Origin of the sequence: Streptomyces sp. NPDC088147, assembly GCF_044741565.1 — a bacterium.
Taxonomy (GTDB): domain Bacteria; phylum Actinomycetota; class Actinomycetes; order Streptomycetales; family Streptomycetaceae; genus Streptomyces.
On sequence record NZ_JBIUSY010000008.1, the window covers coordinates 166,414 to 187,229 of the forward strand.

The window sequence follows — 20,816 nt, forward strand, 5'->3', positions numbered from 1 at the left end:
TCCCTGAGGCGACGGCGGGACGAACGGCGCGGTTTGGTATACCAAACACCCCGTCATGGTCCGGCCATGAACACCGTCGGCCGTGTCCCGGCCGTTACGGCCCGGTAAAACACCCGTGGAGTCGGGGATCATGGGGGCCATGACCACCGCCGAACCCCTGGGGGCCGTACGCGAACGCGTACTGACCGCGCTGCGGCAGGACATCATCGCCGGGCGGCTCCGCCCCGGCGACCGGCTTGTCGAACGCGAACTCGCCGAGCGCTTCGAGGTCTCCCGCGTCCCGGTGCGGGAGGCCATCCGCGCGCTGGTGGCGGAGGGTTTCGTCCTGTTCGAGACCCCGCGCCGTACGGTGGTGCGCCGGCTCACCCAGGCCGACGTCGACGAACTCTTCGAACTCCGCGAGGCCCTGGAGGTCTACGCCGCCGGGCTCGCGGCGGAACGCGCGAGCCGCGACAGCCTCGCGGAGCTGGAGGAACTGCTCGACCGGGCAGCGGTCGCCACCCGCGCGCGGGACGCCGAGCGGATCACCGACATCAACACCCGTTTCCATGACCGGGTACTGGCCATGGCCGGCAACGGTCTGCTCATCTCCGTGATGGAACCGGTCGCCGGACGGCTGCGTCTGCTCACCCGGCAGAACGAGAAGTGGCCCGAACTCCTGGACGAACACCGCGCGTTGTACGAGGCCATCGCCTCCGGAGACCCCGACCGGGCCCGCGCACGCGCCCTGGCCCACGTACGGGCCAACCACCGCACCATCCTCGATCTGCTCTTCGGGGACGGCGAGGACCGCTGACGTCGCCGCGGGCGTGCGAGCGGCTCGCGCTCCACCGGAAGGCAGGTGCCCGCTCAGCTCCCCGTGGCGGAAGGCGCCGCGGCCAGCGCCTCATGTGCGGCGTCCAGCGCGGCGGCGCGGTCGGCCGGTACGAGGCCGATGCGTGTGCGGCGGTCCAGGAGGTCGGACACGTCGAGAGCGCCCTCGTGCCGCACCGCCCAGGCGAGTTCGGCCCGTGTGACGTCCAGTCCTTCGGCCACCGGGGCCCGCAGGTGTGGCTCCCGCTCGCCCAGCGCGTGGATCGCGGTCGCCTCCGTTCCGTAACGTTCGATCAGCCGGCGGGGGGCGGAAAGAGTCGCCAAGCTGGCCCGTGAAGCGGCGCCGGCCAGGGGAAGACGGGCGGTTCCGCGGCCCGGCGGCGCGTTCAGGCCACAGGCGGCCAGTGCGGCGTCGACGGCGTCCTGGGCCATCCTGCGGTAGGTGGTGAGCTTGCCGCCGACGACGGTCACCACCCCTTCCCGGGAGGTCACCACGGCATGCCGGCGTGAGAGATCGGAGGTCCGTGGGCCGGCCGGCTCCACCCCGTGGGACGTGTCCAGCAGAGGCCGCAGCCCCGCGAACGCGCCCACCACGTCACGGCGGCGAAGCGGCGTGTCCAGTACGGTCCCCAGGATGTCGAGCAGGAAGCCGATGTCGGACTCCGGCACCTCGGGCACGTCCGGCACGGGGCCGTCGACCGGTTCGTCGGTCAGCCCCACGTACACCCTGTCGTCGTCCTGCGGGACGACCAGCACGAAACGGCTCGTCTCTCCCGGGATGGGGATGTGCAGGCCGGTGTGCAGACCGGCCAGGCTCTCGGCGCGGAGCACCAGATGGGTGCCGCGGGACGGGCGGAGCCGGATGTCCTCGACGAGCCGGCCGGCCCAGACGCCGGTGGCGTTGATGACCATCCGCGCCCGGATCCGGGTTTCCTGCCCGGTCAGTTCGTCGCGTACGAGGGCTCCGGTGCCGGAGACGGACAGCGCGCGCGTACGGGTCAGCACGCGGGCGCCATGACCGGCGGCGGTACGCGCTATCGCGGTGACGAGCCGTGCGTCGTCGACGAGCCGGCCGTCCCAGGAGCACAGTCCGCCGCGCAGACCGTGCCCGCGCAGGCCGGGCGCCGCCCGCAGTGTCTCGACGACGGACAGGCGCCGCGGGCCCGGCAGCGTGCCGCGAGCGGTGCCGGCGACCGCGCGCAGGAGGTCGCCCGCCCGCAGTCCGGCCTCGGCGAGGGCGGCGTTCCGGCGCGAGGTGAGCGGGGTCAGCGGCATGACGAAGGGCTGGGCGCGCACGAGATGCGGAGCGGTGCGTTCCATCAGCACCCCGCGTTCCAGCGCGCTCTCGTGGGCGATACCCACCTGACCCGACGCCAGATAGCGCAGTCCGCCGTGGACGAGCTTGGAGCTCCAGCGAGAGGTGCCGAACGCCAGATCGTGCGCGTCGATCGCGGCGACCGACAGACCGCGGGAGGCCGCGTCCAGCGCCGTACCCGCGCCGGTCACACCGAGGCCCACCACGAGGACGTCGACCGCTCCCCCCTCCGCCAGTTCGGCCAGCTCACGGGAGCGGCGTACCGCGTTGAGCGAGAAGTCCGGGCGGGCGGCGGGGCTCATGGGGCCAGGGTCCTTTCGAGAAGGTGCCGGAGTTCGCCGTGGAAGGCGGCCTCGGTCAGCTCGGGGTCGGCGTCGTCGGTCATGGTCCGCGCCGAGAACACGAACGACTGGAGTACCAGCAGCAGGCAACGCGCCTGCCGTACCGGATGGTCCGCGCGGATGGAGCCGTCCGCGTGCCCGCGCCGCAGGGCGTCCTCGATGAACTCCAGCACCCTGTCCTGGCTCGCGCCGCGCCGGTCGAAGAGGTAGGGGAGCAGCAGTTCGGGGTCGACGTCGAGGATCTTGCGCAGCAAGGGGTGGTCGCGCAGCGCCTGGAGTCCGGCCACGAGAGTGTCGACCAGGTGGGGCCGGGTCCGCCGCGTGCCGTCGTCCGGCGGGACGGCCCCCAGGGTGACCGCCACCCATTCCCGTGTCATGACGTCGCCGACGAGTGCGCGGACGTCGGGCCAGCGCCGGTAGAGCGTCATGCGCGACACCCCTGCCCTGCGGGCGACGTCGGTCAGGGTCGTTCGTCGCACACCGACCGCGAGGACACAGTCCCGCGCGGCGTCGAGGACAAGATTGTCGTCCCGCGGGGTGTTTCGTTTAGGCGTCACATGTCACAGTGTAACGACGGGGACGGTGACGGCAAGCGAAAGCGCGTCCGTGTCCGGGCCCGACGGCCGCGAGGGCAGAGGACGAGCGAGGAGACAGATGGAGTCGGCGCAGATGCTGTGGAGCGGATGGGGAGACCCGGGCAGGGCGGCGCCTCTGCCCCGCCAGATCACCGACGTACTGGGCGAACTGCTCGGCGTGCGGCCCGCGGACGGACGGCCGGTGGAGCTGACGGCCGTGGAGCCGCGCGCGGGCCGGCTGGCCCCCGACGCCGAGGAAGCGGTCAGGCGGATCGTGGGAGCGGAACACGTCCTCACCGACGCCGAGAGCCGGGTCCGCCACACCCGCGGCAAGTCCACCACCGACCTGCTGCGCATCCGTGCCGGCGCGGTCGGCGACGCGCCCGACGCGGTGGTCCTGCCCGCCGACCACGACGAGGTGGTGGCCGTCCTGCGGGCCTGCTCCCGGCATCGGGTCGCGGTCGTCCCCTTCGGGGGCGGCACCAGCGTGGTCGGCGGTCTCGCACCCGCAGCCCCCGGCTGTTTCATCGCTCTCGACCTGCGCAGAATGAACCGGCTGATCGCCCTGGACACCGTTTCCGGTACCGCGGTCCTGCAACCAGGACTGCGGGGGCCCGAGGCCGAGGCGCTCCTCGCCGAACGGGGCTTCACCCTCGGCCACTTCCCCCAGTCCTACGAGTGGGCGACGATCGGCGGATTCGCCGCCGCGCGTTCGAGCGGCCAGGCGTCGGCGGGCTACGGACGCTTCGACGACATGGTGACGGCCCTGCGGGTGGCCACACCCCGAGGGACGCTGGACATCGGGCGCGCTCCGCGTTCGGCCGCCGGCCCGGACCTGCGGCAGCTGGTGCTGGGGTCCGAGGGCGCGTTCGGCGTGATCACGTCGGTGACGGTACGCGTGCACCCCGCTCCCGAGACCCGCGCCTACGAGGGCTGGAGTTTCGGCTCGTTCGCGGCGGGCCGGGACGCGCTGCGCGCGCTCGCCCAGAAGGGCCAGCCGCCCACCGTGCTGCGGCTGTCCGACGAGACGGAGACCGCCATCGGCCTGGCCGACCCCGGCGCCATCGGCACCGCTCCCGCCCCCGGCACGGGCTGCCTGGCGGTCGTCGGCTACGAGGGCACCGGGGCGGAGGTGCCGGAACGCAGGACGCGCACCCACGCCGAACTGCGGGAGCGCGGTGGGGTGTTCCTCGGCGAGGCACCCGGGACGAAGTGGGCCGAGGGCCGCTTCTCCGCACCGTATCTGCGCGATGCCCTGCTGGACATCGGGGCGTTCGCCGAGACGCTGGAGACCGCCGCGTTCTGGTCCGGTATTCCCGCGCTCTACGAGAACGTGCGGACCGCGCTCTCCACCACCCTGGCGGGCGCGGGCGCTCCCCCCGTGATCATGTGCCATGTCTCGCACGTCTACCCGACGGGCGCGTCGCTGTACTTCACCGTGCTCTGCGCACAGGGCGACGATCCGGTGGGCCTCTGGGCGCTCGCCAAACGGGCGGCGGGCGAAGCGATCCTCGCGTCGGGCGGCACCATCAGCCATCACCACGGTGTGGGGACCGACCACCGCGACCGGTACGCCCAGGAGATCGGTCCTCTGGGCGTCGAGGTCCTTCACGCGGTCAAGGACCGGCTCGATCCGTCCGGCATCCTCAATCCGGGCATCCTTCTGCCGCCCGTGCCGTCCCCGCCCACCGGAGCGTAGCCATGCGACAGTTCACGGCCGTCGTCAACCCGAGCGCGGGAGGCGCCGGATCGGCGGCGGCTCTCATCCCCCTCGCCGGACTGCTGCGTGCGGCCGGCGCCGAGCTGGAAGTCGAGTACAGCCGCAGTCTCGGTCACGCGCGCGAACTGGCCCTGGGGGCCGCCGGACAGGGCCGGATCGTGCTGGGCGTCGGCGGTGACGGTCTGACGGGCCGCGTCGTCGGCGCTCTCGCGGGGACCGACGCGGTCGGCGGCATCGTGCCCGCCGGCCGGGGTAACGACTTCGCCCGCGCGGTCGGACTGCCCACCGAACCGGCCCGGCTGGCGGAACTGCTCCTGCACGGCGAACCGAAGGCGACGGACGTCATCGAGGTCGAGTCGGCGGTTCACGACCGCCTGCCCGTACTCGGCAGCGTCTACGCGGGCGTCGACGCGCTGGCCAACCGCCATGCCAACGAGAGCCGTCTGCTGCGCGGTGCCGCCTCCTACTACGCGGGAGGGCTGCGCGCCGTGATGAGCTGGCGCCCGGCCGGTTACCGCGTCACCGTCGACGGCACCGTCCACCACCGCAGGGGATTCACCGTCGTCGTGGCCAACTCCGGTTACTACGGCTTCGGCCGGCGCATCGCCCCCGCCGCGGCCGTGCGCGACGGCGTGCTCGACGTCGTCATCATCCACCAGGCCTCCCGTCTGCTGTTCTTCGCCGTCATGAACGAACTCAGAAGCGGCGCACACGTGCACCGGCGGCAGGTCGAGACCCTGCGAGGGCGCGAGGTGCGGATCGAGTGCGACCGGGACCTCCCCTATGGCGCGGACGGCGAGGTCGAGGCAGGACTGCCGGTCACGGCACGCGTGCTGCCCGGAGCGCTGAACCTGCTGTCCTGACGCGTCCCGGCCTGGCCTGGCCCGACGTGTCCTGCCCCTGCCCGGCCCGGCCTGTCCCTGGCCGCCTCTGCCGGGACCGGTCGTCCGTCAGCCGTGGTCCCACGTGCGGTGATAGTCGTCCCATTCCGGTCGCGGCCCGGGGAGTTCGGGACTCCCGGGCCGCAGCCCGTCCAGGGCGATGGCCAGCATCCGTCGCTGGGCGAGGCGGTCCTCGTCGGTGCGCCGGGGATAGCGGCTGAACAGCTCGATGGTGTGCGTGATGTCGAGCGCCGTGACGTCCTCGCGCACCGATCCGTCGTCGTATCCCTTCCTCATGAGCCGCTCCAGCAGTTCTCTGGCCTCCTCGTTGTGGCTCGCCACCTCCGGGGTCACGGGAAAGGTGCCGGCCAACGAGGCGAAGGCACCCGCGCGTTCGTCGACCGCGCGGCCGACGTAGCGGGCCAGGCTCTCCCAGCCACCGCTCTCGTCCTCCGTCGCTTCCCGGAGCGCGTCGATGGTCAGCGCGATCGCGACGGCACACAGGCGCTGGACGAGCTGAACCTTGCTGCCGTAACGGCGGTAGAGGGTGCCCACCCCGACCCCGGCGCGCTCGGCCACGGCCGAGACGGGAGCGTCGGGCCCCTGTTCCGCGAAGACCGCGCGGGCGGCAGAGAGCACCAGGAGATCGTTGCGCCGGGCCTCGGACTGCCTGCCATGACGGCCTCCGGCACGGCGCCCGAGGGGCGGCGGCGTATGCACCCCGAGGGGCGGCGGCGTATTCACGACGTCCAGCCTATTGCCTGTCGGAGCGATCCGCTCCGATACTCCAAGTCGGAGTGAATCGCTCCGATAGGAGGATCCGTGAACTACGAGCATGTGCTGATCTGGTCGGCTCCGGCCTTCGTCCTGCTGATCATCATCGAAATGATCTACTACCGCCTGCATCCGGACGAGAGCGCCAGCGGCTACAGCGTCCGGGACACGGCGGCCAGCCTCACCGTCGGATCAGGCGCCGCGATGGTCGACGTGCTGTACAAGGCGATCGCGCTGGCGGGATTCGTCCTGCTCCACGAACTCACACCGCTGCGCGTCGAGGTCACCTGGGTGACCTTCCCGCTCATCCTGCTCGCCCAGGACTTCTGCTACTACTGGATGCACCGCGAGCACCATCTCGTCCGGCTTTTGTGGGCCGCTCACGTGGTCCACCATTCGAGCCTCAAGTACAACTTCTCCACAGCCGTGCGCCAGCCGTGGACCGGGCTGACCTCACAGCTCTTCTTCATCCCGCTCGTTCTGGCCGGAGTACCCCCGTGGGCGGTCCTCCTCTGCAGCGGAATCAACATGATCTCCCAGTTCTGGCTGCACACCGACCGCATCGGCAGACTCCCGGGGCCGGTCGAGAAGGTGTTCAACACACCCGCCAACCACCGGGTGCACCACGCCTCCCAAGGCGACTACCTGGACCGTAACTTCGGCGGGATTCTGATGATCTGGGACCGGATGTTCGGCACCTACGCCGAGGAGGCGGAGCGTCCCGTCTACGGACTCACCAAGAACATCGACACCCACAACCCTCTCAAGGTCGTCACTCACGAGTACGCGGCCCTCGGACGCGATCTCGCACGGGCGGACAGCTGGCGGGACCGGCTCGGGCACCTGGTGAAGCGGCCGGGCTGGCAGCCCGGAACGCCTCCGTCGGCCCCGCGTACCGCGGCGTCGCCGCTCGGGAACGCCGACGAGGGAGCGGGCAGCGGGCCGGGACTCTGACGCCCCGCCCCGGGGGCCTTCCCACCTGTCCACGGAGTCGGCGACTTCGCTTGTGGGGAGTCCCCCGGAAGGCACCCGTCCGGTGGAAACCATGACTAATGTCCGGTACATGGCAGATAAATCGAATACACGTACAAGACGAATGGTGATCATGGTCGCGGGGGCCGCGACCGCGGTGATCCTCGGCGTTGGCGGAGCGATCGCCGCCGCGGCCCCGGACAGTGGCGCCGTCAGCCAGGACACGAGACCCTCGCAGGACGTGACCGGCGGGACGGACAGCGGCGGGACGGACAGCGGCGGGACGGACAGCGGGGGTATGGACAGCGGGGGCGTCAGCGGCGGTGTCAGCGGCTCCGGGGGCACCGAACCGACGGCCGTACCCCCGGACGAAGTCACCCCCCGGCCTTCCTCGGCTCCCACGGATGACGGCGGCGTCAGCGGGGGAACGGGAGGCACCGATCCGACAGATGACCCGACGGGCGGCCCCAGCCCCTCCGCCAGCGTCCCCGCGAGCCTCGAGGAACTGACCAGGCGCATCGACGAACTCGACAGCAAAGTCGACCAATTGCCCACGAAGAAGGAGCTGGCCGACGCCTTGCGTGCCTTCGCCGACCAGTTGGAGGGCCAGGGCTGACCTGCCCCTTCAGGGCGCCCCCTGCGCACCGGACCGCCGTCGGCGCGGCGCGGCGGTCGCTATGCTGCCGCTCCAAGCGCTCATACGAAACATTCAAACGAACAGAGCGCGGTGGCAGCGGCAAGGGGGCCAACAGCATGCGGGAGCCGGTCGAGCTCAGGCGTCAGCGGATCCTGGCGGTGGTGCGGTCGCGGGGCGCCGTCAAGGTGAGTGTGCTCGCCGCTGAACTGGATGTCTCGGTGGTCACGGTCCGGCGGGACGTCGAGGAGCTGGCCCGCGCCGGGCGGCTGCGGCGCGGGCACGGCGTGGCCCGCCCGGTGGGGACGGTCGAGGAGGTCACGGTCCCGGCGGCGCGGGCCGAGGAGCCGGGGCGGGACGGCGGCCCGGTCGCACTGGTGGTGCCGGAGCGGCATTCGTATCTGTACGAGGCGGCGTACGGCGCCCGGCCGGTGCTGGAGGAGGCCGGGATGCGTATCGCCCTGCATATCGCGCCGCAGGCGCCCGGCGCGGAACGCCCCCTGGTCGAAGCGGCGCTGGCGGCCGGCGCGCGGGGGCTGCTGATCGCCCCGAGGTGGCGCGCCGCCTCCTCGGAGGCGGCGGATTACGGCTGGCTGTCGGAGGTGGCGGTGCCGACCGTGCTGATGGAGCGGCGGCCCCGGCCGGGCAGCGCCCTGCACGCCCTGGACTCGGTGTGTTCCGATCACTGGTACGGGACATATCTCGCGGTCGATCATCTGGTCGCGCTGGGCCACCGCCGGATCGTGCTGGCCGCCCGCGACGACAGTCCCACGGCGCGCAGCGTACGCCGCGCCTTCGCCGAGATCGCCGCCGCCCGGCCCGAGGTGGAGGACTGGTCGGTGGTCCTCAGCTCGCCGGACGCGGTGCCCGGTCCTGAGGATGACGACGGAACCCGGCTCGGCGACGCTCCGCGCGACCGCACCCCCCTGGACCTCGCGGCGCTGCTGGCCGGGCGCCGGGCCACGGCCGCCGTGCTGCACGGCGACGTGGACGCGCTGATGCTGGTGCAGCGGCTCGCGGACCAGGGGATCCAGGTGCCGCGCGACTGCTCGGTCGTGGCGTACGACGATGTGGTGGCCGCGCTGGGCAGCACCCCCCTGACGGCGGTGTCCCCGCCCAAGGCGGAGGTCGGGCGGGCCGCCGCCGAACTGCTGCTGTACCGGCTGGCCCAGCCGCTCGGCGCCGCCGGGCCGGTGCGCAGGATCGAGCTGTTGCCCACGCTGAAGGTGCGCGGATCGACACAGCCGGCGGTGTCCCTTCCGGCCTCCGGGCCAGTCCCCGCAGAAAACTGAGCGTTTGACCGCTTTCATTTTCTTCTGAGCGATCTATTGACCCTTTCCGATCAGCCGATCAGGATTCCCCGTGTCTCATACCGGAGCCGCGGGAGGCGCCCATGCCTGGTCGACAGAGCCGTCGATCCGTGCTTGCCACGATCGCCGCGCTGCCCCTGTCAGGTGCGCTCAGCGCCTGCACCGGGGGCGGCGCGGACGCGGGATCGCGCAGCACGAGCAGTACGAACACCATCTCCACGAGCGGCAAGCGGGCCACACGCATCACCTTCTGGTCCGCCCTGCGCGGCAGCCAGGAAGTGGTGGACGCGTTCAACCGCGGCCAGGACCGGATCCAGGTCGACTTCCAGCAGGTGCCCTCCGGGGGCCAGGGCGGTTACGCGAAGCTCAGCAACGCCGCCCGCGCGGGCAACGCGCCGGACATCGCCACCATCGAATACCCCCAGGTGCCCGGCTTCGCCATCGACGGGGTCGCCCGTGACGTCACCGACCTGATCAGTGCGGGCCTGCGCGCCAAGTTGCTGCCGCAGGCGCTCGCTCTGACGACCTTCGACACGCGCGTCTTCAGTCTGCCGCTCGACATCGAGCCGATGGTGATGCACTACCGCACCGACCTCTTCCGTGAGTACGGACTCGAAGTACCCCGCACCTGGGACGAGTTCGAGGACGTGGCACGGACGGTACGGAGCCGGGCGCGCGACCGGCGTCTCGCGCTCTTCGCCACCGACGGCGCCCCGCAGCTCGCCTCGTTCGCCTGGCAGGCGGGCGCCCAGTGGTTCACCACCACGGGCGGCGCCTGGAACGTCTCCCTCACCGACGCGCCGACCCGCCGCGTCGCGGCGTACTGGCAGCGGCTGATCGACCAGGACCTGGTCTTCGTGAACCCGGTGGAGAGCCGGCAGAGCGACGCCCAGATCGGCAACGGCACGGTCCTGGCCCGGCTCAGCGGCGCCTGGGACGCCGGGGCGCAGATGAAGGCCCGGCCCGGCCAGAAGGGCGACTGGGCCATCGCCCCGCTCCCCCAGTGGGACCCGGCCAGGCCCGGCGTCGGCACCCACGGCGGCTCCACCTTCGCGGTCACCAAGGACAGCCGGCACCCCGAGGCGGCCATGGAGTTCATCGAGTGGCAGATCTCGCACCCCGACGCGCTGCGCGCCCGGCTCGCCAGCGGCGCCAGCAGCCAGTATCCGGCGGCACCGGGCCTCGTCGCCGTCGGCCGCGAGGCGTTCGACCGCTCCTACTACAGCGGCCAGGACATCTACCGCCTCTTCGAGGAAGAGGCGCGCAAGATCCGCGACGGCTGGATCTGGGGCCCGCGGATGACGGCCACCATGAAGGTCATGCAGGACGGTTTCGCACGGGCGAGCGGCGGCCAGGGCTCGCTGATCGACGCGGTGCGCGCGGCCCAGGAGGGCACCATGCCGGATCTGAAGGCGCTGGGTCTGGCCACCACCGAGCGCAGCAGCTGACGCGCGTCCCCGTTCCAGCAGCAGAAAGGCAGGTGACACCCCCATGAGCAACCCCGTCGGCAAGCCCCTGGCCGGCTCCCTCACCACCCCCGCGACGGCCGGCGGACCGGCCACCGTGACAGCACCGGCCCTCGCCGCGACCGGCGGGCCGGGCCGTACCACCGCGGCGCCCGCACGCGGCGGCCGGAAATCCGCCCGGCGCCGTGAACTCGGCGCCGCCGGCGTCCTGATGACCCCCTTCTTCGTCCTTCTGGTGACGGTCTTCCTGATCCCCGTCGCGACGGCCGTCTGGCTGAGCTTCTTCAGCGACGACCAGCCGGGACTGGGATTCGGCCCCGAACGCACGGTCTTCGCCGGACTGCGCAGCTACACCGCGGTCCTCACCGATCCGACCTTCCTCGGCGGACTCGGCACCGTCGTCCTGTACTGCGTGGTCTACATCCCCCTGCTGGTGATCGGCGCGCTGGTGCTGGCGCTGCTGCTCGACTCCGGGGTGGTGCGCCTGCGGTCCTGGGCCCAGCTCGGACTGTTCCTGCCGCACGCCGTGCCCGGCATCATCGCCGCCCTCATCTGGCTCTACCTGTACACGCCCGGCATCAGTCCGGTGATCGAACTGCTCGGCAGGGCCGATATCACCGTCGACTTCCTCGGTGTGCACACCGTGCTGCCGTCCATCGTGAACATCGCCCTGTGGAGCAACCTCGGCTACAACATGGTCGTCTTCTACGCCGCGCTCCAGGCCGTACCGCGCGAGGTCATCGAGGCGTCGGTCGTCGACGGGGCGGGGCCGGTGCGTACCGCCCTCCAGATCAAGACGCCGCTGGTGCGTTCGTCGATCGTGATGGTCGCGATGTTCACCCTGATCTTCGCTCTCCAGCTCTTCACCGAGCCGATGCTGCTCAGCCAGTCCACCCCGATGATCAGCTCCCGCTTCTCGCCCAGCATGTACATCTACGACGCGGCGTTCACGCGCAACAACTACGGTCTGGCGGCCGCCGCCTCCGTCGTCCTGCTGCTCTGCACGATCGCCCTCTCCTACGGCGTGACCCGCTGGACCAACCGTGTCAACGCCCAAGAGGAGGCCGCCCGATGAGCGCGACCGGCACCACCCGCACCGCCGCCTTTCCGCGCCCGCGGCTGCTCGGCCGCTCGGTCGTCAACCTGGTCGTGGGCGTCTCGGTGCTCTACACACTGCTGCCGGTGCTCTGGCTGGTGCTGGCCGCCTCCAAGAACCGCGACGCGCTGTTCAGCAGCGATCTGCTGTCGCTGAGCGACTTCGCCTTCCTGCGCAATCTCAAGGACCTGTTCGCGATGGACGGCGGGCTCTACAGCCGGTGGTACGGCAACAGCCTGCTGTACGCGGTCGTCGGCGCCGCGCTCGGTGCGCTGGTCTCCATCGCCTGCGGTTACGCGTTCGACAAGTACCGGTTCCGCCACAAGGAGAAGCTGTTCGGTCTGGTCCTCGCGGCCGTGATGGTGCCGCAGACCGTGCTCGCGCTGCCGCTCTATCTGATGGCGTCGGGCACGGGCCTGGTGAACACCTTCTGGTCGGTCTTCATCCCGGTGCTCTTCAACCCCTTCGGCGTCTATCTGGGCCGGATCTTCAGTCAGGGATATGTGCCCGACGAGGTCCTCGAAGCGGCACGGGTGGACGGCGCCGGTGAACTGACCACCTATGTACGGGTCGCCCTGCGGATGCTCGGCCCCGGCCTGGTCACGGTCTTCCTCTTCCAGCTCACCGCGATCTGGAACAATTTCTTCCTGCCGATGGTGATGCTCTCCGACCAGGACCTCTATCCGGTCAGCCTCGGTCTCTACACATGGAACAGCTCCGCCTCCGTCTCCCCGGAGTACTACCCCGTGGTGATCATGGGATCGCTGCTCGCGGTCCTGCCGCTGATCCTCGCCTTCGCCCTGCTCCAGCGCTTCTGGCGGTCGGGACTCACCGCCGGAGCGGTCAAGTAGCCGGCCGGGCCCACCGGCCGCCGTCCCCCCGTACCAGGAGAGAGATGTCCACCGCACCGACCGAACGTGCCCGTCCGCGCGCCGCCCTCGCCATGAAACCGGATGCCGCCGCCGCGGTCCTCGGACCCGAGACACTGGCCGCACTCGGCGCGGTCTGCGAGCTGACACCACCGCCCGTGCTCGACGACTTCACCACCGACCGTGCCCGCGCCACGCTCGCGGACGTGGAGATCCTCGTCACCGGCTGGGGCTGCCCGCCCCTCGACCAGGCCGTACTGGACCTGGCGCCCCGGCTGCGCGCCGTCGCGCATACGGCGGGCACCATTCGCGGCCATATCACCGAGGCCTGCTGGGAACGCGGCATCGAGGTGTCCTCGGCCGCCGCCGCCAACGCCCTGCCGGTGGCGGAGTACACCGTCGCGATGATCCTGCTCTCCGGCAAGCGCGCGCTGGAACGGGCCCGTGACTACCGCGGCGCGCGCGACCGCGACGACTGGCTGGGCATGGACGGAGCCGTGGGCAACTACGGCCGTACCGTGGGCATCCTGTCCGCCTCGCTGATCGGCCGGCGCGTCATCGAGCTGCTGCGGCCGTACGACTTCCGGGTGCTGCTGCACGATCCCTATGTCTCCGACGAGGAGGCGGCGGCGCTCGGTGTCCGGCCGGTCGGACTCGGCGAACTGTTCGCGCACAGCGACACGGTGAGCGTCCACACCCCTCTGCTGCCCGCCACGCGCGGGCTCGTCAGCCGGGAACTGCTCACCTCCATGCGCCCGGACGGTGTGCTCATCAACACCGCGCGCGGCGCCGTCGTCGACCAGGACGCCCTCACCGATGTCCTCGGGGAGAAGCGGATCCGGGCCGTCCTCGACGTCACGGAGCCGGAGACACTGCCGCCGGACCATCCGCTGTGGACCTGCGAGAACGCGCTGATCACTCCGCATCTCGCGGGTTCGCAGGGCAATGAGACCCGGCGTCTCGCCGATCTGGCGGTCGGCGAGGTCGAACGCTGGGCCGCGGGTGACGGTTTCGCCCATCCCGTACGACGCGAAAGGCTGGCGTTCCTCGCATGACCTCACCCCTCGTACCGTCCGCGTTCCCGGACCCCGCGTTCGAACTCCCCGCCGAGGACCGGACGCTGAGCCCGTACACCGGATACACCCGCGCGCACTGGGAGGCCACGGCGGACGGTCTGCTGCGGGCCGCCTGGCGGTGGGCCACCCCGGGCCGCGCACTGCTCGATCTGCCGGGGAGGCCCTCCCGTTCGGGCGTGCGCTCGGACGGGCTGGAGGGCTACGCCCGTACGTTCCTCGCCGCCGCCTTCCGGGTGGCGGGCGCGCGGGGCGAGGATCCGCACGGCTGGCTCGACCGGTACGCGGACGGGCTCGCGGCCGGTACCCGTGCCCCGGGACGGGACGACACCGAGTCCTGGCCGCTGATCCTCGACCACCATGTCCAGGGCCAGCCCATGGTCGAGTCCGCGTCCGTGGCCCTCGGGCTCCGGCTGACCAGGGCCTGGCTCTGGGACCGGCTGGACTCCGGGGTGCGGGACCGTGCCGAGGAGTGGCTGCGCGGCGCGCTCCGGCACACCCCGGCGCCCAACAACTGGTATCTGTTCCCCTACACGGTCGCCGGGTTCCTGGAGTCGGTGGGCCGCGGCGACGCGGAGACGGCACGCGCGCGGGAGCGGGCGGGCGCCCTGATGGAGGGGTGGTATCGCGGGCAGGGCTGGTACGCGGACGGGGACGGCCGGGCCTTCGACCACTACAACGGCTGGGCCCTGCACCTGTATCCGGTGCTGGACGCGCTGCTGGCCGGTGATGTGCGGGCGTCTTCGGCCCCGCCCTACGGCGACCGGCTGCGCGAGCATCTGGAGGGCTTCTCGCTGCTGTTCGGCGCCGACGGGGCGCCGATCCACTTCGGCCGCTCGCTGACCTACCGGTTCGCGGCGGGCGCGGCGGTCGCCCTGGGCGCCGTCACCGGACACACCCCGCTCGCGCCCGGCGTGTCGCGGCGGCTGGTGAACGGTTCGCTGCGCTATTTCCTCGACCGCGGCGCGACCGGTACGGACGGTCTGCTCAGCCTCGGCTGGCACGGTCCGCACGACGCGACGCTCCAGTCCTACTCGGGTCCCGCCTCGCCGTACTGGGCGTCCAAGGCGTTCGTCGCGCTGCTCGCCCCCCGGGACCATCCGCTGTGGACAGCCACGGAGGAACCCGCGCCCAGTGAGGGACCCGACCGGGTGCTCGCCCTCCCCGCGCCGGGGCTGCTGGTGCACTCCACCGGGGCGGACGGGATCGTACGGCTGCACAATCACGGCAGCGACCACATCCGGCCGCACGAGGGCGAGTCGGGCGTGGCGGACGATCCGCTCTACAGCCGGCAGTCCTACTCGACCCGCACCGGCCCGACGGCGGCGGCGAATGTCACCGACAACCAGGTGACGGTGGAGATCGCGGGGGCCGTCAGCGGGCGTCGCCGGATCCAGCCGCTCGGCGCGGGGGACGGCGACGGCTGGGGCTGGGCGGCCTCCGCCCATCTGCCCGTCTTCGGCTCGGGCGCGCCCATGGTGCCGGGACTGCGGGTGGAGAGCGTGACCGTGGTCCGTGGCCGGTACGAACTGCGCGCGCACCGTGTGCTCGGCGCGCCGCCCGGGGCGCGTGTGCGGCAGACGGGCTGGGCGACCGGCCCCGAGGAGACCGTACGCTCCGCCCTGCACGGTCTGCACGGCTGGGAGACGCGCGACGAGGTCCGCGCCCCGCAGGGCACGGCGTACACCCGCTGGGCGATCGTCCCCCGGCTGACCGGGGAAGCGGAGGGCACGGCGCTCTTCGTGGCCCTGGCCTCGCTCACCGCCGAGCCCGGCGCGGCGCCGTTGTCCGAGGCGGTGAGCGAGGTGGCCGTGGCCGTCGACGCGGGAACGGCCGAGGTGAGGTGGGCGGATGACGGGTCATGGACGCGGATCGCCTTCGGCCCGCTGACGGTCCGGCACGGACAGGGGGCGGGTACGCGGCCGGGGCCCGCCGGGGCGTGACGGGCCCGCGTCGCCCCGGCCGGGCCACGCGGGCTCTGCCCCGGCCCGGTCGCCCCGCCGGTCGCCGGGGTCTACCGCCGGTTCAGATAGGCGAGGCCGGGGTGCGCACGCGTGTAGCCGTCCACGAGACGACGGGCGACGCCGACGGAGTCCACCAGCGGGTGGAGGGCGAAGGCCTTGGCCGCGGTGGCGCGCGAGCCGCTCTCGGCGGCGGCCAGGACCTCGCGCTCGACGGCCTTGACCCCGCACACCAGGCCGGTCGCGTGGTGCGGCAGGGGGGAGACGGCCAGCGGATGGGCGCCGTTGGCGTCCACGAGGCAGGGCACTTCGATGACGGCGTCCTCGTCCAGCACGCGCAGGGTGGTGCGATTGCGGACGTTGAGGATGAGCGTGGTGCGTTCGTCGCGGGCGATGGCGCGCATCAGGGCCAGGGCGACCTTCTCGTAGCCGCCGGACTCCAGGTCGTCGGCGTCCCGTTCACCGACGCCCGCCGCCTCACGGTTCGCCGCCATATAGGTGGCCTCGCGTTCGGCGCGGGTACGGTCCCAGGTCGCGAGCGCGGGGGCGCCGGGCCGCTCCATCTCGTCGTAGAAGCGCGCCTGCTGGTCGCGGAGGAAGGCGCCGCGGGTCTGCCCGGCCTCCTGGTAGGCGCGTACCGCTTCCCGGTTGAAGTAGTAGTAGTGGAGGTATTCGTTGGGGATCGCGCCGAGGGACCGGAGCCATTCGGTGCCGAAGAGCCTGCCCTCCTCGAAGGAGCCGAGGGCTTCGGTGTCGGCGAGCAGGCGCGGCAGTTCGTCGCGTCCGGCGACCCGCAATCCGCGCAGCCAGCCCAGGTGGTTGAGGCCCACGTAGTCGATCGACGCCTTGTCCGGGTCGGCGCCGAGGGCGCGCGCGACGCGCCTGCCGAGGCCCACGGGCGAGTCGCAGATGCCGATCACACGGTCGCCGAGATGCCGTGACATGGCTTCGGTGACCAGGCCCGCGGGGTTGGTGAAGTTGATGACCCAGGCGTCGGGGGCGAGCCGGGCGACGCGTCGTGCGATGTCCACGGCGACGGGGACGGTGCGCAGTCCGTACGCGATACCGCCGGCGCCGACCGTCTCCTGGCCCAGCACGCCCTGGTCCAGGGCGATGCGCTCGTCGGCCGCGCGGCCTTCGAGTCCTCCGACGCGGATGGCGGAGAAGACGAAGTCGGCGCCGCGCAGCGCCTCGTCGAGGTCGGTGGTGACCGTGACGGCCGGTGCGTCGGGGACGGCCGCGGCCTGCTCGGCCAGCACGCGGGCGACGGCCGTGAGCCGCGCGGCGTCCAGATCGTGGAGGGTGACGTCGGTGACGCGGCCCTCCGCGTGGTCGCCGAGCAGTGCCCCGTACACCAGCGGCACCCGGAATCCGCCGCCGCCGAGAATGGTGAGCCTCACGCCTGAACCGCCTCCGGTGCCTGAACCGACTTCATATCCGAACCACCCTCACACCGGCCGTCCCCGGCGCGGCGCGGGTCACCGGGGCGCGTCCGGGCGGGATCGGCCGATGCCGTCGCCCGGCCGGCACGCCGCGGACCGTACCCTCCAATCTTGTCACTGTCGCGGGAGCGGGCGGTCCGCTACCGCGCCCCGGTGAAGTCCCCCCGGACCTCGGCGGTCCCGCCCGAGCCGGTCGCGACCGCCGTGTACCGGTCGTCCCCGGCGTCCCGCGCGCCCTCGGCATGGTCGTACTGCGCGGCGAAGACATGCTCGCCGGCCGGGACCGTCACCCCGTCCTTGAGCGTCCACCGGTAGACCAGCGCTCCGGTCTCCGGGCGTACGGACACGGTGAAGTCCTCCTCGGGCAGCGAGCGCCAGGAGCCGGTGTCCCGTACCCCTCCGGTCTGCGCGACACGCAGTTCGAGGGTGAGCGAGGTCAGCGGCCGGTCCGTGCCGAGCGTGATGTTGCTCTGCGCCCAGTAGGCGTTGCTGTTCGGGTCGATGACGCCGTCCGACCGGAGATAGCCGTCCCGGGCGCCGGCGGGCGGGCTGTCGGGGGCGCCGCTCGCCGGGCCGGGGGTGGTCGCCACCGTCCCCGCCGGATCGGTGCCGTCGTCCATGGCGACGAGGACGAACGTGCCGGCGGCGAGGACACCGGCCGCCGCTGCCGCCGCCGTGGCGACCCGGAACCACGACGCGGGGCGGTGGGCCGGCGCCCCGGCGGGGCGTGTTTCCGGTGCGGCCATGCCCCGCTCGACGCGCGCGAGCATCCGTTCACGGTCCGGGCGGTGGGCCCGCGCCGCCTCCTTCAGCCGCCTGTGCAGCTCGTCCATCAGCCCCTGCCTTCAGCGCGTGTGGAGGCGCGCGCGGAGCGACGGGCCGGGGTGGGCGCCGCGGCTCGCTGCGAGGCCACCGTGGCCTGCACCTCTTCCGCCGTGGCGCCCGGCCCGAGCAGCCGCCCCAGCTCGGCCATCCCCCGTGACGACTGGCTCTTGACCGTGCCCACCGAGATGCCCAGGGCGAGCGCCGTGTCGCGTTCGGAGAGGTCCAGGGCGTACCGCAGCACCACACAGGCACGTTTGCGGAACGGCAGGCGCCGTAACGCCGCCTGGACGTCGAGCACGGCGGGTACGTCCGGATCGTCGAAGCGCTCGCCCCGCTGCGACCAGAAGAGCGAGACGCGGCGACGCTCCCGTACGGCGCTCCTGATCCGGGAGCGGGCCAGATTCGCGACCACCCCGCGAGCGTACGCGACGGGGTGATCGGCGGCCCGTACCCGGTCCCAGCGGCGCCACATCGCGAGCAGGGCGTCCGAGGCCAGATCGTCGGCCGTGTCCGCGTCGCCCGTCAGCAGATAGGCCAGCCGGGACAGTTCGGCGTAGTGCCGCTCGAAGAACGCATGGAACTCGGCAGCGGTGGCGTCATCGACCACTGTGCCCACGGAGCCGCTCCTTGTCCGCTGTCCGCTCCCGCACCGGCCGTTCCCGCCGCGGCGGGACTGCGCGAGCCCAGCATTCGCGTGACTCCTCCCCCTGCTGTCCCTGTGACCGCTTTAGCACAACCCAGGGGTTCATGGGGAAGGAATCACGCCTGATGGCCTGATCCGCGATTCGTCGCACAATTCCGGCCAACCATCGGCGACTTGTGGGTCCGCGGGCAACCCGAAGTGGCGCACTCCTGATCTCACAGGTGACACATAGATGACGCATAGGGCTCGTCACGACACATCGGGATATTCCCGGTCGATGGCCCCCGCGCCATCCGTGCGTACCACTGTTGTTGTGGCACTCGCAGACGAGGAACCGATGACCAGACCTCACCACCACAGCCGTACGAAGCGATCGGCGATCGCCGGCGGAGCGGCGCTCGCGGTGATCGCGGGCGTGGCAGGAGCCGCGCCCTTCGCCGGAGCGGCGGCCCCGGCGGGCCCCAAGCTCTCGCTGATCGCCGCCTCCGACTCCGTGATAATCGACCGCTACGAGGGCGAACCGGGCGTCTATCTGGACCTCGGCACGTATGTCACCGCCGATGGCGGGCCCCTGGAGTTCCAGGTGACACGCAAGTCCTACAAGGACCCCGTGGTCGCCAAGCAGATCATCCACGAGGGCAAGAAGACCCGGTCCAAGACCCTGCCGAAGGGTCTCGTGAAGGACTTCTCCGGCCTGCCGGGCTTCCTCCAGGTGACCGTCAGCGACGCGGCGGGCGCGGCGGTCGTGAAGACGACCGAGACGTTCTGCCCGAACAACGCCTCGGGCCGGATCCGTCCGGACGCCCCGTCCACCTCGAAGTATCCCGAGAGCTGCTCCACGAACCCCTTCACGCTCGGTTCGGTGTGGGGCGTCGAGAACGGCTGGGCGACCAACACGAACCTGGGCTACTACTCCGAGCCGGTCGATCTGCCGGCCGGGGAGTACACCGCCAAGGTCTCCGTCACCAAGAAGTACCGCGACCTGTTCGGCATGCCCAACACGTCGAAGTCGGTCAAGGTGACGGTGCGCGACCGCAAGTGGGAGGACGGGGGCGGGGTCGGAGCGGCACCCTCGGGAGCCAGGGCCGCCGGTCACGGCGGTGGCCACGGCGGTCATGGCGCGCCGGCCGGGCACCCCGGCGCCTCGGCGCACACGAGCAGCAACGGCCGCGGGGCCGACGCCCCGGCGCCGCCCGCGCTGCCGAACGCTCTCACGTCCGGCAAGGGCACGGGCCATCTGGGCGACGGCCCCGGACACACCGACGGTTCGCGGATCGCGCCCGCGCTCAAGCCCAACGCGAAGCGTCCGGCCGGCCGCGCGAGCGTGCCCGACGTGCCCAAGCCCGATCTGCGCGCGCTGCCGGCGTGGGACATCTCCATCACCGACGGCGAGGACGGGGACATCCCCGGCAAGGACTATCTGGCGTTCAGCGCGAACGTGTGGAACGCCGGTCCCGCGCCGCTGGTCGTGGACGGCTTCCGCAGTCCCGGCAAGGACCTGATGGACGCGTACCAGTACTTCTACGACGCCAAGGGCAAGCAGGTCGGCTACCAGCCCGCCGGCACCATGGAGTGGGACGCGCGGCAGGGCCACGAGCACTGGCACTTCACCGACTTCGCCAGCTACCGCCTGCTGAGCGCCGACAAGAAGGAGGCCGTGCGCAGCGGCAAGGAGGCCTTCTGCCTGGCCAACACCGACGCCATCGACTACACGGTGAAGAACGCCAACTGGCACCCGAACAACACCGATCTGTCCACCGCCTGCGGTGTGCAGAGCTCCGTCTCCGTGCGTGAGGTGCTGGACGTCGGCTCCGGCGACACCTACACGCAGTACCGCCCCGGCCAGTCGTTCGACATCACCGACCTGCCGAACGGTACGTACTACATCGAGGTGCTCGCCAACCCCGAGCGCCGGCTCCACGAGACCAGCCTGACCAACAACACCGCGCTGCGCAAGGTCGTGCTGAGCGGCACGACCGGCGCCCGCAAGGTGTCCGTGCCCGCGCATGACCTGATCAACGCTCCCTGATTCATGGCTCTTTGACGGCCGGGGTCCTTCGTTTGCCAGGGCACGCGAGCCCGGCGTGATCCGGACGAGAGGCCCCA

General features: G+C 72.0%; 18 protein-coding genes. 12 read left to right on the forward strand and 6 right to left on the reverse strand.

What is annotated here, in order from left to right; genetic code table 11:
* Positions 1 to 139: 139 nt before the first annotated feature.
* Positions 140 to 796 (forward strand): GntR family transcriptional regulator, encoded by a 657-nt coding sequence (locus tag ACIOGX_RS26990; protein WP_356513512.1) that lies wholly within the window; start codon positions 140 to 142, stop codon positions 794 to 796.
* Positions 797 to 849: 53 nt separating this feature from the next.
* Here the strand turns inward: ACIOGX_RS26990 and ACIOGX_RS26995 are convergent, their stop codons facing one another.
* Positions 850 to 2,430, reverse strand: a complete 1,581-nt coding sequence (locus ACIOGX_RS26995; RefSeq protein ID WP_401916992.1) for a glycerol-3-phosphate dehydrogenase/oxidase — start codon at positions 2,428 to 2,430, stop codon at positions 850 to 852.
* Positions 2,427 to 3,026, reverse strand: a complete 600-nt coding sequence (locus ACIOGX_RS27000) for a TetR/AcrR family transcriptional regulator (protein ID WP_383964470.1) — start codon at positions 3,024 to 3,026, stop codon at positions 2,427 to 2,429. The genes ACIOGX_RS26995 and ACIOGX_RS27000 overlap by 4 nt, the downstream gene beginning before the upstream one ends.
* A 97-nt stretch (positions 3,027 to 3,123) precedes the next feature.
* Here ACIOGX_RS27000 and ACIOGX_RS27005 point away from each other — a divergent pair, with 97 nt between their 5' ends.
* Together ACIOGX_RS27005 and ACIOGX_RS27010 are read left to right on the forward strand one after the other, a co-directional pair.
* The gene (locus tag ACIOGX_RS27005) at positions 3,124 to 4,743 is read left to right on the forward strand and encodes an FAD-binding oxidoreductase (protein WP_401916995.1); all 1,620 of its coding nucleotides are present in this window, start codon (positions 3,124 to 3,126) and stop codon (positions 4,741 to 4,743) included.
* Positions 4,744 to 4,745: 2 nt separating this feature from the next.
* Positions 4,746 to 5,627: a diacylglycerol/lipid kinase family protein gene (locus tag ACIOGX_RS27010; RefSeq protein WP_401916998.1), complete on the forward strand. Its 882-nt coding sequence runs from the start codon at positions 4,746 to 4,748 to the stop codon at positions 5,625 to 5,627.
* Between the two features lie 87 nt (positions 5,628 to 5,714).
* Here ACIOGX_RS27010 and ACIOGX_RS27015 read toward each other — a convergent pair whose 3' ends face one another.
* Positions 5,715 to 6,389 carry a TetR/AcrR family transcriptional regulator gene (locus tag ACIOGX_RS27015; RefSeq protein ID WP_383964479.1) on the reverse strand — a complete coding sequence of 225 codons (675 nt, stop codon included), beginning with the start codon at positions 6,387 to 6,389 and terminating at the stop codon, positions 5,715 to 5,717.
* A 141-nt stretch (positions 6,390 to 6,530) separates the two neighbouring features.
* Between ACIOGX_RS27015 and ACIOGX_RS27020 the strand changes: the two genes are divergently transcribed.
* The 8 genes from ACIOGX_RS27020 to ACIOGX_RS27055 all read left to right on the forward strand — a co-directional run bounded on the left by ACIOGX_RS27020 (position 6,531) and on the right by ACIOGX_RS27055 (position 15,782).
* The gene (locus tag ACIOGX_RS27020; RefSeq protein WP_401917549.1) at positions 6,531 to 7,373 is read left to right on the forward strand and encodes a sterol desaturase family protein; all 843 of its coding nucleotides are present in this window, start codon (positions 6,531 to 6,533) and stop codon (positions 7,371 to 7,373) included.
* 142 nt (positions 7,374 to 7,515) lie between these two features.
* Positions 7,516 to 8,007, forward strand: coding sequence for a hypothetical protein (locus tag ACIOGX_RS27025; protein WP_356513502.1), 492 nt, complete (start codon positions 7,516 to 7,518; stop codon positions 8,005 to 8,007).
* Between the two features lie 137 nt (positions 8,008 to 8,144).
* Positions 8,145 to 9,317, forward strand: coding sequence for a substrate-binding domain-containing protein (locus ACIOGX_RS27030; RefSeq protein ID WP_356513500.1), 1,173 nt, complete (start codon positions 8,145 to 8,147; stop codon positions 9,315 to 9,317).
* A 101-nt stretch (positions 9,318 to 9,418) separates the two neighbouring features.
* Positions 9,419 to 10,783 (forward strand): ABC transporter substrate-binding protein, encoded by a 1,365-nt coding sequence (locus tag ACIOGX_RS27035; protein WP_401917003.1) that lies wholly within the window; start codon positions 9,419 to 9,421, stop codon positions 10,781 to 10,783.
* Between the two features lie 43 nt (positions 10,784 to 10,826).
* Complete coding sequence (locus ACIOGX_RS27040; protein WP_401917006.1) at positions 10,827 to 11,876, forward strand: carbohydrate ABC transporter permease; 1,050 nt, start codon at positions 10,827 to 10,829, stop codon at positions 11,874 to 11,876.
* Entirely contained in the window at positions 11,873 to 12,748 is an 876-nt protein-coding gene (locus ACIOGX_RS27045) for a carbohydrate ABC transporter permease (protein ID WP_356513494.1), read from the forward strand. Before ACIOGX_RS27040 ends, ACIOGX_RS27045 begins: the two co-directional genes overlap by 4 nt.
* Positions 12,749 to 12,792: 44 nt before the next feature.
* Positions 12,793 to 13,821 (forward strand): hydroxyacid dehydrogenase, encoded by a 1,029-nt coding sequence (locus ACIOGX_RS27050; RefSeq protein ID WP_356513492.1) that lies wholly within the window; start codon positions 12,793 to 12,795, stop codon positions 13,819 to 13,821.
* Positions 13,818 to 15,782, forward strand: a complete 1,965-nt coding sequence (locus ACIOGX_RS27055) for a DUF2264 domain-containing protein (protein WP_401917010.1) — start codon at positions 13,818 to 13,820, stop codon at positions 15,780 to 15,782. Before ACIOGX_RS27050 ends, ACIOGX_RS27055 begins: the two co-directional genes overlap by 4 nt.
* 71 nt (positions 15,783 to 15,853) lie before the next feature.
* Here ACIOGX_RS27055 and ACIOGX_RS27060 read toward each other — a convergent pair whose 3' ends face one another.
* From ACIOGX_RS27060 to ACIOGX_RS27070, 3 genes are all read right to left on the reverse strand, one after another.
* Positions 15,854 to 17,200, reverse strand: coding sequence for a 6-phospho-beta-glucosidase (locus tag ACIOGX_RS27060; RefSeq protein ID WP_401768251.1), 1,347 nt, complete (start codon positions 17,198 to 17,200; stop codon positions 15,854 to 15,856).
* Positions 17,201 to 17,382: 182 nt separating this feature from the next.
* Positions 17,383 to 18,075 carry a hypothetical protein gene (locus ACIOGX_RS27065; protein WP_401917013.1) on the reverse strand — a complete coding sequence of 231 codons (693 nt, stop codon included), beginning with the start codon at positions 18,073 to 18,075 and terminating at the stop codon, positions 17,383 to 17,385.
* Entirely contained in the window at positions 18,075 to 18,683 is a 609-nt protein-coding gene (locus ACIOGX_RS27070) for a SigE family RNA polymerase sigma factor (RefSeq protein ID WP_129766472.1), read from the reverse strand. The genes ACIOGX_RS27065 and ACIOGX_RS27070 overlap by 1 nt, the downstream gene beginning before the upstream one ends.
* Positions 18,684 to 19,047: 364 nt before the next feature.
* On the opposite strand from ACIOGX_RS27070, the gene ACIOGX_RS27075 reads away from it, so the two are divergent.
* Positions 19,048 to 20,739 (forward strand): lysyl oxidase family protein, encoded by a 1,692-nt coding sequence (locus ACIOGX_RS27075; RefSeq protein WP_356513484.1) that lies wholly within the window; start codon positions 19,048 to 19,050, stop codon positions 20,737 to 20,739.
* Positions 20,740 to 20,816: the final 77 nt, after the last annotated feature.